The sequence below is a fragment of the Corynebacterium sp. HMSC064E08 genome (assembly GCF_001811805.1).
GTDB lineage: Bacteria > Actinomycetota > Actinomycetes > Mycobacteriales > Mycobacteriaceae > Corynebacterium > Corynebacterium jeikeium_D.
On record NZ_KV806698.1, the window covers coordinates 382,153 to 399,158 of the forward strand.

A 17,006-nucleotide genomic window follows, 5' to 3' on the forward strand; every position below is an offset into this window, starting at 1 on the left:
TGCTTCTAATAAGTATATGGGGACGTACCTACTGCAAGGCCAACGCGCTAAAGTGACCAGTGTGAGAAAGATTCCAACTTGCCACGATGTCCTGAGCGCCGACGAACCCACTCTTGCGCTGCCCGATGCCGCTGACCTCATTGGCGTCACCGTCACCCGAATTCACGCGTTGCTGCAGGAGGGTCGCCTTATTGCAGTCCACCGCGACGGCATTGCACAAATTCCCGCCCGCTTCTTTGAAGATGATGAGGTCGCGCGTTTTGTACCTGGCGCACTCGCATTGCTTGCCGACGGCGGCTACACGCGAGAAGAAACGCTGGAGTGGCTATTCACCGAAGATGAATCTCTGCCTGGACGTCCGGTGGACGCCCTGCACGGTCACCTTGCACGCGAAGTAATGCGCCGCGCACAGGCTATGGCGTTGTAAAGACCCGGACGGCGTCCTACGCCCGCCGTCCTACGCCCGCGATAGCTCCTGTCGTAATCGCCCGGCCACTGCTGTGAAAAGCAGCGGGAGGGCGATTTTTGCTTTTCGAGCGCGTCCCACTTGAGCGCGTTGCGCAAAGACGTTGTAGTTCATGCGCTCAATTTCGCCGAGAATGTCTGAGTAGAGAATCTCCGCGGCACGGATAGCCTGACGCCCTGGCACCTCTAACATGTCCACGCCGCTGCTGGCTTCGGCATAGAGTGCGCGGTTGCGAGCGATGAAGAAGGCCAATGCCTGACGTACCGCCGGGGTCGCCTGTCCCGTGGCGGCACAGTAGCCGATCTCCTCGGTACCCACTCCGAAGGCCTCCCACTCATTCAGTGGTAGGTAAATACGGCCACGGCGAAAATCCTCGGCGATGTCGCGGAGGAAATTCGTCACCTGAAAGGCTTTTCCCAGGAGCTCTGCGTAGGGAGTGGCTTCCTCACGGGAGACCCCTGTGCGGGTGCCTAGGATGGGCATCATCTCAAGGCCGATGACTGCTGCGGAGCCCCACATATACGAGTCGAGTTGCTCCCATGTTTCAAAATGCGCAATGTGGCACGATGTGTCGGGCACGTCCATCAACATGGAGTGAACAAAGTCCGCAGAGAGCTGTGGATCGATGTCGTAGTCGCGAAAAGTCTGTGCGGCCGCCGAGATGACGGCACGGTCGCGGTCGCGGTGGACGTCGTCAAGCGAACCGATGACGACAGCTGAGTGGAAAAGCTCGCTTAAACGTGTGACTGTGGCTTCGATGTGCGTGGGGGAGCGGTCGGCGTCGGCGGGGCAGTCGACGTAGTCATCGACGATGCGTGCCCAGGCGTAGAGAGACCACACCGCACGCTGTTGGCGGGGTGTCAATAGTCGCGTGGCCAGGGAATACGTGCGACCGTGGGAGGCCATAATATCGCGGCAGAGCTCGTAGGACTGTGGCAGCGCGATTGTCGAGAGAGGCTGTGGGGTGGGCATGGACAACTATGCGACCTCGGTCGACCGCGACAGGGGCGCCACCGTGGAATCCGTGTCTGCGGCGGTTTTATCGTCGCGCCACGGGTACTTCCAGCTGAATTTTCCAGTGGTCAGCCAGCCGACGGCCAGCCAGCCGAGAACGGTAATGATAACCATCCAGGGCACGTCGTAAAAGCGGTGATTGCCGCCGCCGGCGAAGGACAGCGACAGGATGAATGTGAACAACACGGTGCCTTGAACCACCCATCGTGGCGGGCGAATCGTTCCCATGGGAGTCAATAAGCTGGCGTAGTACCAGGGAAGTGCCACGGCATTAAATACGCAGGCCACCACGTAAGCGGCAATCATGCCAGCGACATTGTTACGAGGGGTGGCTCGGAAGTAGAACCAGGAAATCACGAGCCCCACCAGCATGATGATAGAGGAGACCACGCGTGTGTGGCTGACGATGACGTTGAAACCGATGTCGTCGTTGAACCACGCCATGACGCCCGAGATCACACCAGCGACCGCTGACGGTGCTGCCAGGGGGTTAATCACCTTGGTATTGCCACTGATCTCGGAAATCCAGCCCCAGCTCGAGCCGGTCAGCCACGTCACCACTGCAAGCGTGCCGACGCAAACTGCGACCAACACGATGCCCACACCGGCAATCGCCGGAATCTTGCGCAGCATCTCTTGAACCGTGGCGATGGGCTCGCGCCTGGTCAACACAATCCACACGACGAAGGGCAGCGCCAGGACAGCGGTGGCTTTCAGCGCGACGCCAATTCCGATGAGGACAGCAGCGACCAGGCCGCCCCGCATGTGCTCCATGTGCAGTGCGGCGACTAGTGCCAGGCTGACCAATCCGACCATCAGTGCCTCGTTGTGCATACCCGCAATCAGATGCAGTAGCACCAGTGGATTGAGCACACCGAGCCACTGTGCGAAAGCCGGATTTGCTCCAAGCTCCCGGGCGATTCGCGGGATCGACCAGACAATGGCGGCGAAGCCCAGCAGACACACAATGCGGTAGAGAATCACGCCGACGGTGATGTTGTCGCCGACAATCCGCGTGATGACCTCGCCAATTCCCAGATGCAGCGGGCCATACGGGGTGGTGGTATTCCGCCAATCTGCGGATACCTCCAGCAGCATCGGCCCTGGATTAGCTGCAGCTCCCTCGGTGTAGGGATCAAACCCATCGCGGACCATCGCGCCCTGCATGAGATACGAATAGACATCGCGAGAGAACAGCGGTGCGGCCAGCGCGAGGGGAATTGCCCAGGCCATCAGGATTGAATTGAACCGACGCAACGTGGACTCATCGCCGCCAGCGTTCGCTGGAACCGCAGCGTCTGCTGCGTCGCCAGCATGGGCAGAACCGGCCACAATGTCCCGGATGGTCCCCTTCGAGAACAGCAGTTCCCGCCCGATGCGCAGCCACGAGATAAGCAGCAGGGCGATACCTACCCAAATCACAATCTCACAGAAAATCTGACCGTGACCGTAGGTGATCCAGTCGAGTCCCAGAGCGTGGACAAGGCCGCCACGGTAGCGATTCGCACCGGAACCGTAGGAGCCCAGAGCAATGAGGATGCCACCGTAGACACCCAGCTGAGCACTCCGCGATAAATTCATGTCAACCTAAACAATCGATACATTGCTGATGCATTAATCCTAGTTGGTCAGTGACCACCGGCAGACATCCGGGAGACATTCATGAGCTAAGGCGTTTCAAACCGCTGTGCCGCAAGTCGTCCCGAAATCATGACCGTCGGCACGCCAACCCCCGGCACCGTCGTCGATCCCGCCAGCGTCAGATTCTTTGGCATCTTCGGAGAGAAGTTGCGGGGACGGAACGGCCCCGTCTGTCGGAACAGATGCGCCAGCCCAAACGGCGAGCCAACGCCCATGTCGCGTTCTTGCCACTGCTGAGGGGTATCGATCCGACCGACTCGCCACTTCGTAGAAATCCCGGTCAGTCCGCGCCGCTCCAGCTCAGCGGTTATTTTCGCAACGTAGTCCCCACCGATTCGCGACCAGATTAGATTGGCCGACTGCAAGTTGGGGCACGGCGCGAGCACACTGACGGGCTCCCACTGCACGCCGTTCGCATCTGTGACAATACGCTCCGGCGCGCTCACCGCAGGCCGGGTGACCAGCAATGATGGGTCCGACATTAGCTTTCCATGGCGCGGTGACGAGATCTCTTCAAAGGTCTCGTTCCACTTTTCGCCAAACGAAATCAGGTGATGCCGCTTCGGCCAGGTCGCAGTCTCCAAAACCGGCATCAGTCCGTGCGCCACCACCGCCGATGGGGAAAATCGAACTGGGAACAGCCGTCGCGCTCCCGGCCGCTTTACGACGCTCCGAAGGCCTCGCCGCTTCGATAAGCTACCAGCGGCAGAGGTATTCGCGTCGTGAAGCCAGCTCTGCACCACAGGTAAATCGGTCGTAGCGATGACGGCATCGGTGGGACGCTCGCCAGTTGCCGTGGTGATGGCGGAGACAAAGCCTGCCTCGTCGACTTTCAGCCCAGTGACATCAACGCCGAAGTCGATGGTTCCGCCAGCTCGACGGACGGCCTCGGCGAGCAACTCGCTGACGGCGCCTATACCCGAACCAAATGCGGGGGAGTGCGGATAGTAAACCCCCATCGAGGTATCCATGTGGGAAATGCAGCCGTAGACCGCACGGGCCTTAGCGGGAGGCACACCTGCGTAAAGCGCCTGGAAGCTGAAAACGCGAGCGAGATCATTATCTCCGAGGAAGGCACGAATCTTAGGTTCGAGGGCGCCGAAGGCACCGAGTCGGAAGAGCGTAGTGAGGTCGCGAAGCGCGCCGGGCCCGGTGAATAGGTCCGTAACGCGGTCAAAGCTGCGGGACATGAAGTTGTCGAAGCAGGCATTGAAGAGAGTTTGCAGCCACGTGCGAAGTTTGCGGTAACCGGCGACGGTGGAGTCAGAGGCACCGAAGCGCGCGAGTTCATCGGCCATCATGTCTTCGTTGGAAAACACGTCGAGTCCGCCGCGGGTGGCAAATTCCGCACGGTAGGTGGGCGTGATTGGGGAGGCCGAAAAACCCGGGTCGATATCGCGCGCGTAGAGGCCGACGGCGGCGAGGGCATCGTCGACAAGCGAGGGCATGGTCCATACAGTTGCGCCAGTGTCGAAGACTGCGGTGAGCGATTGCCCGTCGATATCGACTGTGATGGGTTCACTGGCGCAGCGTCCGCCGACGAAACTTCCCCGCTCGACAACGGTGACATCGTAGCCATCGGCGATGGCGTAGAGCGCGGCGGTAAGTCCGGACAGGCCTGCGCCGATGATGGTCAGTCGTGGTTTGGAGCCCTTATGAGGACGAGTGACCGCACGTCGCAGACGCGGGGAATTAATGGGGGCACGAGTGGGGGAAGCAGCGGGCATGACTACGCAACACCTGGTCTAATGCTGACGAGCGGTGGCGCGAACGCCCATAGCAATGAGGTTCTCGCGCGACGTTGCAGGCAGGTCGGCATTCTCGATAGTGGAGAAAGCGCGGCTGGTCAGGCGGTCAATTTCACGTTCGACGGCATCGGCAGCGCCGGAATCAGCGATGAGATTTCGTAGCTCATCAATATCTGCAGCAGACGAGACCGCTCCCAGGCGTTCATCGATAAAGCGGGCCTTTTCAGGTGCGGAATCGCGGTAGAGGCTCAAAGCCTGGCCGACCAGGACGGTTCGCTTGCCCTCGCGGAGGTCATCGCCGGCAGGCTTGCCCGTGACTTCGGGATCGCCGAAAACACCCAGCTGATCGTCGCGGAGCTGGAATGCCACACCGATATCGCGGCCGAAGCTGCGGTAGGCCTCAACCAATTCCGCTGGGGCGCCGGCAATCGCAGCACCAATGTGGAGCGGCCGCTCGATGGTGTAGGCGGCGGTCTTGAACAGATTGATTTTCTCAGCGGTCTCGACACGACTGTCCCGGCTGGCTTCGGCCGTGATATCGAGCAGTTGGCCGCCAAGTACTTCAGTGCGCATCGCCCGCCAGGGGACAAGTGCGCGGGTTAGCGCCTCCGAGCTGAGGCCTGAAGAGTGCATCATGTCATCAGCCCAGGTCAGAGCAACATCGCCAATGAGGATTGCGGCCGAAATACCGAAGCGGTCGGCGGCTCCATTCCAGCTATTGGCCTCGTGCTTGGCCTCGAATACCTTGTGGATAGTCGGTGCGCCACGGCGCGTATCAGCGTCATCGATGATGTCGTCATGAATGAGTGCACAGGCTTGAATGAGTTCCAGGGCGCTCACCGCGTTCATCACAGCCTGGGAATCCTCTGCTGGGGAGAAACGGCCTTCGAGGCCGCCTGCTCCCAACCACCCCTGCCAGGCGAAGGCTGGACGCACGCGCTTGCCCCCATTGAGGACGAAGGAGTGGAGCGAATCTATGGCCTCGGTGTATACCGCATCGACCGATGCGACATCGTCGCCACGGCTTTTGAGGTAGTTCTCCAGCGTTTTGGTAACAGTAGCTGGTACTTCGCGGGGCTGTAGCGCGGCCAAATCCAGTTCTTCGCTCATGTGAGCCTCTCGTCGATGACGGGTAATGCTGACTCAAGAATAGGACACCGCTTAGTATGAGTGACTATGTCCTCAACAATGCCACCGTCGCCAGGCCGCCAAGTGACAATCCGCCAGGCGCTTTCAATGCCGAGCGCGGGCAGTATTCCCTTCTCGGTCGAGTTCATGCCCCCGCGTGACGACGCGGCCGAGGAACGTCTTCTCCGAGCAGCTGAGGCTTTCCATGATCTTGGTGCCTCCTTTGCATCCGTGACCTACGGCGCCGGTGGTTCTAGCCGCGACCGCACCCTGCGAATCGCCCAGCGCGTTTCGAGGCAGCCGCTGACAACGCTTGTGCACCTGACATTGGTAGAGCACACTGTCGACGAGCTGCGGGAAATCCTGCGCTCTTATCTCAGCGCGGGGCTGACGAATCTGCTCGTTCTGCGTGGTGACCCACCGGGAGAACCGCTTGGCCCTTGGGTGGAGACCGAGGGCGGTCTGCACTACGCCAGCGAACTGATTGAGCTGATTAAGGCCGAGCCGGAGTTCGAGAAATTTGAAATCGGCATTGCGTCGTTCCCGGAGGGACACTACCGCTCGCCGGATTTGGACCATGACACGCAGTACACGCTGGCCAAGCTGCGCGCGGGAGCCGAATACTCGATTACGCAGATGTTCTTCGATATTGAGCACTACTTACGCCTTCGAGACCGCCTGGTGGAAGCCGACCCAGTGCACGGTGCCAAGCCCATCATTCCGGGGCTGATGCCGATTACATCGCTGCGCTCAGTGCGCAGGCAGGTTGAGCTCTCCGGGGCACAGTTGCCATCCGATTTGGAGGAACGCCTGATTAAGGCAGCAGATGGTGACGAGCAGGCCAATAAAGATGAGATTCGCAAGATTGGTATCGAGTTTTCGACCAACATGGCAGAGCGGCTCATCGCCGAAGGCGTGCCGGGGCTGCACTTTATGACTATGAACTTCGCTCGCGCCTCCCAGGAAGTTTTGCACAACCTCGGCATGGCGCCCGAATGGGGCACCGGCCAGGATATGCTGCGCGGCGGTTTTTAATTGCTAAAAGTCCTGCATGTCGCGAACTCTTCGCGCCCACAGGACACCTAGCACTGAGGCTAGGACACCGGCGGCTGTGGTCACACCGGCAAATAATAGGAATTGATTCCGCTTGGTGGATCCAGCCGGCGACGAAGCCCATACATTATGGTTCTCGCCACTGGCGAGCTGCCATTCCACCTTGTTCGGTTCGGTCTGGCGGCCATTGGAGTCAGTAACCTGCTCCGGGAACGCGACGACGAAATCAACCTTCGCGCCGGGCAGGTGAGTCAAATCCATGTGGCCGTTCATCGAAATCTTGCCGCCACCGGTACGGTCTAGGTCGATGTCTACGCGATCGTCGGAAAGCTGTCGGAGCGTATCGGTGAGTTCAATGAAGTGCAGCTCGTTGAACGAGACTTCCATCTTTCCTGTGGAGGAGTCGATTACTCCCTGCGAGACGCGGTCGGAGAGATCTTCCGGTACTTGCCACTGCTCAAATTGGGAACGGACTTCCTCCGTGGGTGTTACGTGAATTGTGCCCGAGACCCTGTCGTCGCCGGAAATGGTAATGCCAGCCTGTGCGTCAAAGCAGCCGCTGAGCGGCAAGATAGCGGCAATTCCGGCTATTGCGGTGGCAATGCGCAGAGGCGAAAGCCGTCGACGTGGTGTGGAAGGTTCACTCGGTGATGATGTCACGGGGAAGATCTACTCCTAGAACTGCGAAGGGACGGGAGTCCCCTGTGAAATAAAAGTTCCTTAAAACATCCTTGAAACCAAATTGGCGGTAGAGCTGCCATGCCCTATTGGCCTCATTCGGGTATTCCGGGGTTGACAACAGAACTCGCGTCTCTGGGCGGGAATCGACCAACTCGCGGAGCAGTCGTTTACCGAGTCCCCGCCCCTGAAAGCTGGGGTGTATGTGAATCTCAGACAGTTCGGCGTAGTTGCCCAAGAGCTTGACGACGTCCGGTAGCGAGCGCCCGTCCATGAGCAGTCCATCTCTTACCTGGCGATACCACCAGTGCGTGTCCAATCCTGTACGGCAGTAGCCGATGCCGACCAACCTGCAGCGCGGGTCGCGGAGAGCCTGGGCAGGGGAGAGCTCTTTGGGGTGAGCTATGGCTGCAGCAGCCATGAAGCCGGGTTGAGTGGTTTGCTTCTGCCATTCGTGGAGACGACCGGGCAAGATCGCGGGGTTGTACTGCATCGCGGTGATGTAGAGAGCCACTGCTTCTTGCAGGCGGAGATTGAAGTCTCCTGCTGTCATCGGAACCACGCTGTATTTCACAGTGACCAGATTAGCGACTTGGACGAACTTAGTTGTGAGATTACTGCAATAACATTGAGTCGAACAGGTGTGCGAAAGTGTGCATGGCGTAGTCCGGGCTTGGGGATAGATTGCAGTCAATCCCGCTAAGGAGAAGCGGAAAATCCGTGCTCATGTGAATGCTGTGTGAAAGGAGAAGCAGGGTGGTGGCAAGGTCGAACGTGGTGGAGTTTAGGGCGATTTCGCAGTCGGGTTCGGTCGCCCCGGTCGGTGTCTCAAGGCAATCGCTGGAGCTGCTGGGGCGGGCAGAGGCTCTGCTAGCGAATGCTCGGAATGCCAGCTCTGATGAGATGTTGGAGCTTTCCTACTGTGCGGCGCTGCGTTGCGCAGGCGCGCTGTTGAATCGCGACGATGCGTCGGTGGCTGGGGGTTCTGGCTCGGGCGCTCGTTCGGGCTCGGCAGTTAAGCGTCGTCGTTCGGCAACACAGAGTGCCTGGTTGCGTTTGAAAAAAGAGCAGCCTGAATTTGATAGCTGGGTCACCAAGTTCGAGCAGTTCACCGCACTGCGTGAGGAAGTCCGGTTGGGTATTTCGCGTCGCATTGACTCGCAGCGGGCGCAGGAGCTGTGGGATTTAAGTTGTGCATTCTTGGGGGCTGTTCGGACTGAGCTGGGTATTCTGCCCGCGGCTGCATAAGCCGGTGGGGGGGCGTGCTAAAGCGTTGCTTTCCTAAATAAATGGGGGATTGTTCGGATTCATGGAACAATAGAGGTGAGTCGCCCGTTGAAGGGGTAAGAATGAAGCTAACGGACGCCGCGTTAGCAGCAGGTGGCCTGTGATTAACTTTGCTGTATCGGCATTGTTGGTTGAGGGTCAAGGCTCGCCAGTATCGCGGTGGGCAATGCTCAAGTAGGCGATGGAGGAATTGTGGGACTATCTGAGCACGAACAGCGGATGCTCGACGAAATCGAGTCTGCACTCTACGCTGAGGATCCTAAATTTAGTTCGACGATGGCCGGAAATGCGTTCAGCTTTCCGGAGGAAAACAGCGCACCTCGTGGGTTTTCCATCCAGGTTTTTGCGCTCATGCTCCTCGGTCTGCTGATGTTGATTGGCGGCGTCGCTCTTTTCTCTGTGAGCAATTGGTTCATTGTGTTATCGGTTGCCGGCTTTGGCCTTATGTTCGGTTCCGGCGTTTGGGCTCTGACCGGCGCCGGTAAGCAGGAGAAGGCTAGTTCTGCTTCGGGGCTGAGCTTTGGAAAGTCTAAGTCCGGGGCGGCAAAGAGTCGTCGAGGGACCTCGGGTAGCCGTGGCTCCTCTGGTGATTCCACGTTGGAATCGCGTTTCCGTGGCCGCTTCGAGGGGCGTTAGGGGATAAGCCTCAAGAATTAACAAGTGAGGGCAAGCCAGCGATGGCTTGCTCTCACTTTTTTGTTTTTCTAGACGTGAATCGTCTCCACAAGATCTCACCCACTTTGCCCCACCCCGAGTCCCCACTTTCCCCCACTTAGCTATTGGGGTGAGGGAATTCTTATCTGCGGTCGTTGTTGGTATTTCTGAAAAGTTTGGCTCTGGCGACACAAAATTGCAGGTCAACGCGCTAATTCTGGCGATCAGGTTGAATCTGGATAGTTTCTAGCAGGTAGGTGGTGGGTAGTGGGGCGTAAACTGCTTTCTGTTAACAATGTGGTTGGTGTGGCGTCGTTGTCGGTGTGGTCGCGGGTGGGTGCCCCACTTTTTATTCGCACTTTAATTGTCGAGAGGATTCTTTAAAATCCCAGGTCAATTGGGTTAAAATGGATATCCTGGCGGTGGGGTTGCGCTGATGCTGTGACTATTTTTCTCCTTCTTGTGTTGATAGTGGCAGATAGTGGGGTAAAGTGGGGCGTGATGTTGATTGAGGTTGGTCAACATTGCAGAAGTGAATATCCGATTTGCGCTTAAGGTTTGGCGAGATTTTGACACTGCGGGAAAGCGCAGCCCTCTGGCTCTGCTTGAAGGCAACGCCTAAATCCCTGAATTCGGTAAGCGTTTGTGCGTTGACATTGAGGTTGACACGGGGATGGGAGGCCAGTGACGCATGTTTCTGGGCACCTATACGCCGAAGCTTGATGACAAAGGGCGCCTGACGTTGCCAGCGAAGTTCCGTGAGGATCTCGCAGGTGGCCTGATGGTCACTAAAGGGCAGGATCATTCTCTGGCGGTGTATCCGAAAGAGGAGTTCGTCAAATTAGCTCAGCGGGCTACTAAGGCCTCTCGTACGAATGCCAAGGCGCGAGCTTTCATCCGAAATCTTGCGGCGAGCACCGATGAGCAGCGTCCTGATGGCTCGGGGCGAATCACGTTATCGATGGATCACCGTCGGTACGCGAATCTCTCCAAGGAGTGCGTGGTTATCGGCTCTATTGACTTTCTGGAGATCTGGGACAAAGAGTCCTGGGAGGCCTACCAGGCGGAGCATGAAGCTGATTTCTCCGAAGGTGAGGATGACTCGCTGTTCGGCGTTTTATAAACCGCTTGGAATAACCGAAAAGAGGGAATGTCCGCATGGACTCTGCCTGATAGCCCCTGGTGTACTTCCCCGATACCAGGTTCTGTCAGGCGGGGCCCTGTGAACATCCCCGCTTTTTGTTTTAAGCACCGATAGCAGCATTCCCAGTAGTGCTCATGAGGTGCGGTCTGGTTGCTGGCGCGGCACTCGTCGTTAAGCAAACCGGGAATACACTCGATAGATTCTCTGACCAGTGCGAACATACCCGGTGAGGAGGGGAAATGAACGGATCGGTACCTGCGGATGATCGCAAGTCCGGCGAGTTTGGTCATGTCCCCGTTTTGCTTCATCGAGTGACTGATTTGTTGCGCCCGGGCATCGAGGCACTGGGTGACGATGCAGTAGTTGTCGACGGCACTCTTGGTGCCGGTGGACACACGGAATACCTGTTGGAGCAGTTCCCGAAGCTCTGCGTTGTTGGACTCGATCGCGATGACAATGCATTGCGAGGGGCAGAACAACGTCTCGCGCGCTTCGGTGATCGCTTTGTAGCCTTCCGTGTGCGTTTCGATTCGCTCGCCGAGGTGCTCAGTGGTGAGATTCCTGCAGCCGCTGGTGGAAGTGGCGCGGAGGACATTCTCGCCCGCGCCGCTGAGAAGGGCATTGCAGGTGCGCTTTTCGATCTCGGTGTTTCCTCGATGCAGCTTGACCAAGTCAATCGTGGATTCGCCTACCGAGTCGACGCCCCACTGGACATGCGCATGGATGCAAGCCAGGGGATTACCGCAGCGGATGTGCTCAATACCTATTCGCACGGTGATATCGCGCGCATCCTATCGACTTACGGCGACGAGCGCTTCGCCGGCAAGATCGCCTCGGCAGTCCTGCGTGAGCGGGAGAAGGAACCGTTTACGACCTCCGGTCGTCTGGTCGAGCTGCTCTACGAAACCATTCCGGCGGCATCTCGCCGCAAGGGCGGACACCCGGCCAAGCGTACGTTTCAGGCTCTTCGTATCGAGGTAAATCGTGAGCTTGAAGCTCTGGAAAATGTACTGCCACAGGTCTGCGATGCACTCGCAGTCGATGGACGTGCAGTGTTCATGAGCTACCAGAGTCTGGAAGACCGCATCGTCAAGAAGGACTTTGCGGAGCGCGTGAAGTCGACAACCCCACCGGGGCTCCCGATGGAGCTTCCGGGGCATGAACCGCACTTTGCTCTCATCACGAGAGGTGCGGAGAAGGCGTCGGCAAGCGAGATAGAAGACAACCCCCGAGCCGCACCGGTGAGAGTTCGCTGTATCGAGCGGATTCGAGCCGATTGACCCAAACCTTTCAACCGCACCAAACGCACCCTTAACGATCTAAGTACTGGGAGAACTTTCGAGCATGGCAACGACAATCACGGAGCACGCCCCCACCCGGCGCACCTCCCGCGGCGCATCTGCAACCGTCGCCGGTGCCAAGACGAAGACTCGTCAGCGCGGTCGCAGCGCCCGCACGAAACAGGATCTTTATCAGCGCCGGCGGTTTGGGCGCACAGGTTCTCAGCAGGTCATCTCGGTGCGTGGGCGTCGCGTTACGACGTCCTCGAGGGATAACCACAAGTTTGCCGGTGCGGCCGTGATGGTCATTCTCGTCGTTGCCGGAATCGTGGCGGCGATGTGGCTGTCGGGTATTTCGACCTCGACATCCTTGCAGCTGGATGCTGCGCAGACCAAGGAAAAGGAGCTGCGTAACCAGCTGGAGGTGCTCGAGCGGGATGTTGCTTACATGAAGTCAACCGGTGCTATCGCGCAGCGTGCTGTGGAAGAGGGCATGGTCAATCCGGAGCAGCCTGCCGTTTTGACGACCGATCCGGAAGGCAAGGTCGTGGAAGTGCGACCGGGCGATGAGAAGCAGCAGAAGATTGTCGACCTCAATAACGAGTCGCCGAATATTCCGCATGCGCCGTCGTCGAACCCGAAGGACACCGAGAATGTTCCGGGGATGCAGGCACCGGCCATTGAGGAAGCGCACCCACGTCCGAACGGGTTGCCGGCAACCGCTCCGTATGCGCCGCAGAACCATGAGCCCGCACCAGCACCTGCGCCGGCTCCGGCACCCGCGCCTGAGGCTGAAGCGCCAGCGCCAGCCCCAGAAGCGCCAGCCGCGGCGCCGGAAGCACCGGAAGCTCCGGCACCCGAGCCAGCTCCAGCACCGTAGGAACTTAGAAAACAAACTGGGCCAAACTGGCCAACTGCCCGATATTCTGGCGGTTCCACTGTTTCTGGTCATGCGACTGTAGACTAATTAATTCAGTACTCGCGATGGCAGGGAATACCGCCTAACGTTATCGCGCGCGGGAGAATCGACTTAGTAGAAAGCACTAGCGCATGATTCGATCTGAAGACGACTACCCCAACCGTGGAGGGGGGTATGACTTCGGCGAACGTGCTTACCGAATTACATCCCGTGAGCGCAGAGGCCAAAGTCGCGTTCGGGATGGTCAGCGCAGCCGGGGGCTCGATGCTAATACCAACCGAAGCGTGCCCCCGCGCGAAAAAATGCGCATTAGTAATAAGGACTTCATCCGGCGTCGCAACTGGCTGCAGTTTATAGGCGCTATCGCAGTTGTAGTGCTGGTCTCCCGTTTGGCTTGGGTGCAGCTCGTCGCAGGTCCTGACCTGTCGGCGGCGGCACAGAATCAGCGCACGGTGGAAGTTGTTGATGCAGCTCGGCGCGGTGCGATTCTCGATCGTAACGGAGCTCAGCTTGCCTTCACTATGGAGGCACGCAGTATTACCGTTCACCCGAACACTTTGCGCAAGTGGATTGGGGACGCCCATAAGCAGCGCCCGGATGATGTCGCTACCTACGATGAACGCCTCGAGCAGATCGCCAAGGATTTGCCGAAGCTACTCGACGTGGCCGACATCGACGCGGAGAAGTCGGGAAGCAGTCGCCGTCGTCAAGCGGAACCCGAAACCGAGGAGAACTCGGTGATGAGCGCGCCGTCCCGGGTGAGCTCGAAGGACATTCTGGAGAAGCTGCGCAATGAGGACAGCACCTATGAGGTACTCGTGCGTAATGTCGACCCGGACAAGGCCGCTGCCATCGTGGAAAAGTATCCAGAACTGGTGGCGGAGCGTCAGGATATTCGCCAGTACCCGAATGGGGCGACGGCGGCGAACGTCATCGGCAAGATTGGCATGGATGGCGTCGGCCAGTTCGGCTTTGAAGCCTCTCGTGATGCCACTTTGCAGGGTATTAACGGTGGCAAGACCATTGATATTGCCTCTAACGGTGTGGCAATCCCGGGATCCACGCGCGATGTCCACGCAGCTGTGGACGGTACGACTTACGAGCTGACCCTGGACCTAGACATGCAGTACTTTGTCCAGCAGCAGGTCAACCAGGCGAAGGCCAACTCGGGAGCGAAGGATGCGTCGGCAGTCGTGCTCGACGCGAAGACCGGCGAAGTGCTTGCAATGGCGCAGGCGGACACGGCTAACCCGAATAAGGATATGGGGGCCGAGCTCGAAGAGGGGCGCACTATCGGAAACTCCGCTGTATCGAACCCATTTGAGCCGGGCTCTGTAGCAAAGATTATTACCGCAGCGGCCGCTATCGAAGACGGCAAGACCACACCGGATGAGGTTCTGCAGGTTCCGGGCACGATTGATATGGCGGGTGTCACCGTGCGCGATGCATGGGAGCACGGCACGGAAGCTTTCACGACGACCGGTGTATTCGGCAAGTCCTCCAATGTCGGCACCCTAATGCTGGCAGAGCGTTTGGGTCAGGACCGCTTCGCTGAGATGCTGCATCTCTTCGGGCTGGGGCAGTCCACGGGTATCGAGTTGCCCAGTGAATCTTCCGGCTTGGTGCCGCAGCGTCCGCAGTGGTCCGGCGGTACATTTGCGAACCTGCCCATTGGTCAGGGTATGGCCATGACACTGCTGCAGATGACAGGAGTTTTCCAGGCAATCGCCAACGATGGCGAGCGCATCCCGCCGCGTATGATTCGTTCGACAATTTCCCCGGACGGCACGAAGACGGCAACAGAGCGCCCGGAAACAGTGCGTGTGGTTAGCCCGGAGACCGCCCAAACTGTGCGCGCCATGTTTGAAGGCGTTATGCAGTCTGATCCCACGGGGCAGCAGTCGGGTACCGCTGCCGGAAATAGTATTGAGGGGTATTCGCTCACAGGCAAGACAGGTACGGCGCAGAAGGTTGACCCCGACACCGGCGCGTACTCGAATTCCAAGTACTACATCACGTTTGCAGGCATCGCGCCTGCCGACGATCCCCGTTTTGTCATTGGCATCATGCTTGACGAACCCCAGCGTGGTGTTCATGGTGACGGCGGTCAGTCAGCAGCCCCACTGTTTAAGGACATCGCCGCTTGGGCGCTTAACCGCTACAACGTACCGCCGTCGCCACCCCGCGAAGGCAAGTTGTTGCTGCAGCAGTAACGAGGTCACCACCACAATGAAGTTACCGCGACAGCACTAATACACAGACTTTTATTACTTTGGTTTCTGCAAAGTGAATCTCTTGAATTTTTCCAATTTGTTGTACACCAACGACTGACTTGAAAGAGGGAACAGCCAATGACCGCCACCCTTGCGAAATTGTGTAACCTCGCGCATGGCCGACTTGACGGCATTACCGAATCCGCGGCGGCAGGAGCGGATATCGCCGCGATCGAACTCAACGCTGCCGAAGTGCCTGAAGGTGGAATGTTTGCTGCCGTCCCAGGTACTCGCACGCACGGTGCGCGCTACGCGCAGCAGTCGGCTGCTACAGCGATCCTGACTGATGAGGAAGGTCTGAAAATCCTGCGGGAAGCAGGGGAGACGCGCCCAGTCCTGGTTGTCGACGATGTCCGGGGCGTCATGGGGCACGTTGCTGCAGAAATATACGATCACCCCTCGGATTCACTGACCATCATTGGGGTTACCGGCACCTCTGGCAAGACCACCACGACCTACATGCTGGAGGGCGCGCTGCTGGCAGCTGGCTGCTCGACAGGCATCATTGGTACTACCGGCACGCGCATCAATGGCCGTGCCGTTCCGTCGAGCCTGACTACCCCAGAGGCTCCGGCCCTCCAGCGCCTGTTCCACCAGATGCTCTCCGAAGGTGTGACGCACGTTGTCATGGAGGTTTCTTCTCACGCACTGTCGTTGGGGCGTGTAGACGGAGTCAGTTTCGACGTCGGCTGTTTCCTCAACCTCTCGCAGGATCACCTGGACTTCCACAAGACCTTGGAAGAGTATTTCCAAGCCAAGGCCAAGCTCTTTGATCCGGCAGGTCCGACACATGCACCGAAGGCTGTCGTGTGCATCGACGACGACTGGGGTGTCCGCATGGCAGATATCGCTGCCGGCGACCCGGATGTCCAAGTCACCACTGTCCATACTCAGCATCGCGTAACCGACAAGACGCCAGCTGCCGAGGTCTTTGCAGAATGGCACGCCGCTGCAGCCACTGTCGCCACCAACGGTGTCCAACATGTGGAGCTAACGCGAAACAACACTGACACAGTTGAGGTGGAAGTTCCTCTGCCGGGTGCTTTCAACGTTGCCAATGCCGCAGTCGCATGGGCTGTGCTCGATGCGATTGGGCATGCCAATGACGCGGCCAAGAGCGGCCTGGCGCAGGTGCGTGTGCCAGGCCGCATGGAGCGCATCGACCGCGGACAGGACTTCCTGGCTGTGGTGGACTATGCCCACAAGCCAGCCGCAGTAGCTGAAGTGTTGGCCACCTTGCGTGCACAGACCGAAGGTCGCGTGCTGGTTGTCGTCGGCGCCGGTGGCGACCGCGATAGCGCCAAGCGTCCAATTATGGGAGCTGAGGCTGCATGCGGTGCCGATGTCGTCATCATCACCGATGACAATCCACGCTCCGAGGTGCCCTCTGAAATCCGTGCGGCCGTGGTCGCCGGTGCGAAGGAAGCCGTTGCCAGCGGCAAGGCCAGTTCTGACACGGTTGTTGAGGAAATCGGCGATCGCGGCCAGGCAATTCGCCGTGTCGTCGAGCTCGCCCACAGCGGCGACAGCATCGTGGTGGCAGGCAAGGGACACGAAACCGGCCAGGATATCGGTGGCGTGATTCACCCGTTCGATGACCGTGAACAGCTGGCCGAAGCACTCACACAGCGACTGGAGGGATCCGCTGATTGAGATTGCTGAAATCGCTGAGGAAGCGCACCACCTGACATGCCTACCGCGAACCATTCGCGGTAGGCGAA

The 17,006-nt window shown here is 58.7% G+C and carries 15 protein-coding genes; 9 read left to right on the forward strand and 6 right to left on the reverse strand.

Annotated elements, in window-relative coordinates; genetic code table 11:
* Nucleotides 1–52: 52 nt before the first annotated feature.
* On the forward strand, nt 53–427 hold the full coding sequence (locus HMPREF2820_RS04890) for an Rv2175c family DNA-binding protein (RefSeq protein ID WP_005510311.1): 375 nt from the start codon (nt 53–55) through the stop codon (nt 425–427).
* A 30-nt stretch (nt 428–457) separates the two neighbouring features.
* On the opposite strand, the gene HMPREF2820_RS04895 is transcribed toward HMPREF2820_RS04890, so the two are convergent.
* From HMPREF2820_RS04895 to HMPREF2820_RS04910, 4 genes are all read right to left on the reverse strand, one after another.
* On the reverse strand, nt 458–1,438 hold the full coding sequence (locus HMPREF2820_RS04895) for a phytoene/squalene synthase family protein (protein ID WP_070603224.1): 981 nt from the start codon (nt 1,436–1,438) through the stop codon (nt 458–460).
* 6 nt (nt 1,439–1,444) lie between these two features.
* The gene (locus HMPREF2820_RS04900) at nt 1,445–3,061 is read right to left on the reverse strand and encodes an alpha-(1->6)-mannopyranosyltransferase A (RefSeq protein WP_070603062.1); all 1,617 of its coding nucleotides are present in this window, start codon (nt 3,059–3,061) and stop codon (nt 1,445–1,447) included.
* Between the two features lie 86 nt (nt 3,062–3,147).
* On the reverse strand, nt 3,148–4,848 hold the full coding sequence (gene crtI / locus HMPREF2820_RS04905) for a phytoene desaturase family protein (RefSeq protein ID WP_070603063.1): 1,701 nt from the start codon (nt 4,846–4,848) through the stop codon (nt 3,148–3,150).
* Nucleotides 4,849–4,866: 18 nt separating this feature from the next.
* Complete coding sequence (locus HMPREF2820_RS04910) at nt 4,867–5,979, reverse strand: polyprenyl synthetase family protein (protein ID WP_070603065.1); 1,113 nt, start codon at nt 5,977–5,979, stop codon at nt 4,867–4,869.
* Between the two features lie 66 nt (nt 5,980–6,045).
* On the opposite strand from HMPREF2820_RS04910, the gene metF reads away from it, so the two are divergent.
* Nucleotides 6,046–7,032: a methylenetetrahydrofolate reductase [NAD(P)H] gene (metF, locus tag HMPREF2820_RS04915; protein WP_070603067.1), complete on the forward strand. Its 987-nt coding sequence runs from the start codon at nt 6,046–6,048 to the stop codon at nt 7,030–7,032.
* A 3-nt stretch (nt 7,033–7,035) separates the two neighbouring features.
* Here metF and HMPREF2820_RS04920 read toward each other — a convergent pair whose 3' ends face one another.
* Both HMPREF2820_RS04920 and HMPREF2820_RS04925 read right to left on the reverse strand, forming a co-directional pair.
* Nucleotides 7,036–7,710 carry an LppM family (lipo)protein gene (locus HMPREF2820_RS04920; RefSeq protein ID WP_049190486.1) on the reverse strand — a complete coding sequence of 225 codons (675 nt, stop codon included), beginning with the start codon at nt 7,708–7,710 and terminating at the stop codon, nt 7,036–7,038.
* Nucleotides 7,691–8,281, reverse strand: a complete 591-nt coding sequence (locus HMPREF2820_RS04925; RefSeq protein WP_048731193.1) for a GNAT family N-acetyltransferase — start codon at nt 8,279–8,281, stop codon at nt 7,691–7,693. The genes HMPREF2820_RS04920 and HMPREF2820_RS04925 overlap by 20 nt, the downstream gene beginning before the upstream one ends.
* A 206-nt stretch (nt 8,282–8,487) precedes the next feature.
* Between HMPREF2820_RS04925 and HMPREF2820_RS04930 the strand changes: the two genes are divergently transcribed.
* The 7 genes from HMPREF2820_RS04930 (at nt 8,488) to HMPREF2820_RS04960 (ending at nt 16,938) form a co-directional block, all read left to right on the forward strand.
* Nucleotides 8,488–8,976, forward strand: coding sequence for an SAV_6107 family HEPN domain-containing protein (locus tag HMPREF2820_RS04930; RefSeq protein WP_016423009.1), 489 nt, complete (start codon nt 8,488–8,490; stop codon nt 8,974–8,976).
* A 231-nt stretch (nt 8,977–9,207) separates the two neighbouring features.
* Nucleotides 9,208–9,651 (forward strand): DUF3040 domain-containing protein, encoded by a 444-nt coding sequence (locus tag HMPREF2820_RS04935; RefSeq protein ID WP_016423008.1) that lies wholly within the window; start codon nt 9,208–9,210, stop codon nt 9,649–9,651.
* A gap of 709 nt (nt 9,652–10,360) precedes the next feature.
* Entirely contained in the window at nt 10,361–10,792 is a 432-nt protein-coding gene (mraZ, locus tag HMPREF2820_RS04940) for a division/cell wall cluster transcriptional repressor MraZ (RefSeq protein WP_005510286.1), read from the forward strand.
* A gap of 260 nt (nt 10,793–11,052) precedes the next feature.
* Nucleotides 11,053–12,093, forward strand: coding sequence for a 16S rRNA (cytosine(1402)-N(4))-methyltransferase RsmH (rsmH, locus tag HMPREF2820_RS04945; protein ID WP_070603072.1), 1,041 nt, complete (start codon nt 11,053–11,055; stop codon nt 12,091–12,093).
* A 64-nt stretch (nt 12,094–12,157) separates the two neighbouring features.
* Nucleotides 12,158–12,973: a cell division protein FtsL gene (locus HMPREF2820_RS10900; protein WP_070603073.1), complete on the forward strand. Its 816-nt coding sequence runs from the start codon at nt 12,158–12,160 to the stop codon at nt 12,971–12,973.
* 170 nt (nt 12,974–13,143) lie between these two features.
* Nucleotides 13,144–15,225 (forward strand): peptidoglycan D,D-transpeptidase FtsI family protein, encoded by a 2,082-nt coding sequence (locus tag HMPREF2820_RS04955; protein ID WP_083308426.1) that lies wholly within the window; start codon nt 13,144–13,146, stop codon nt 15,223–15,225.
* A 138-nt stretch (nt 15,226–15,363) separates the two neighbouring features.
* Nucleotides 15,364–16,938 (forward strand): UDP-N-acetylmuramoyl-L-alanyl-D-glutamate--2,6-diaminopimelate ligase, encoded by a 1,575-nt coding sequence (locus tag HMPREF2820_RS04960; protein ID WP_070603076.1) that lies wholly within the window; start codon nt 15,364–15,366, stop codon nt 16,936–16,938.
* Nucleotides 16,939–17,006: the final 68 nt, after the last annotated feature.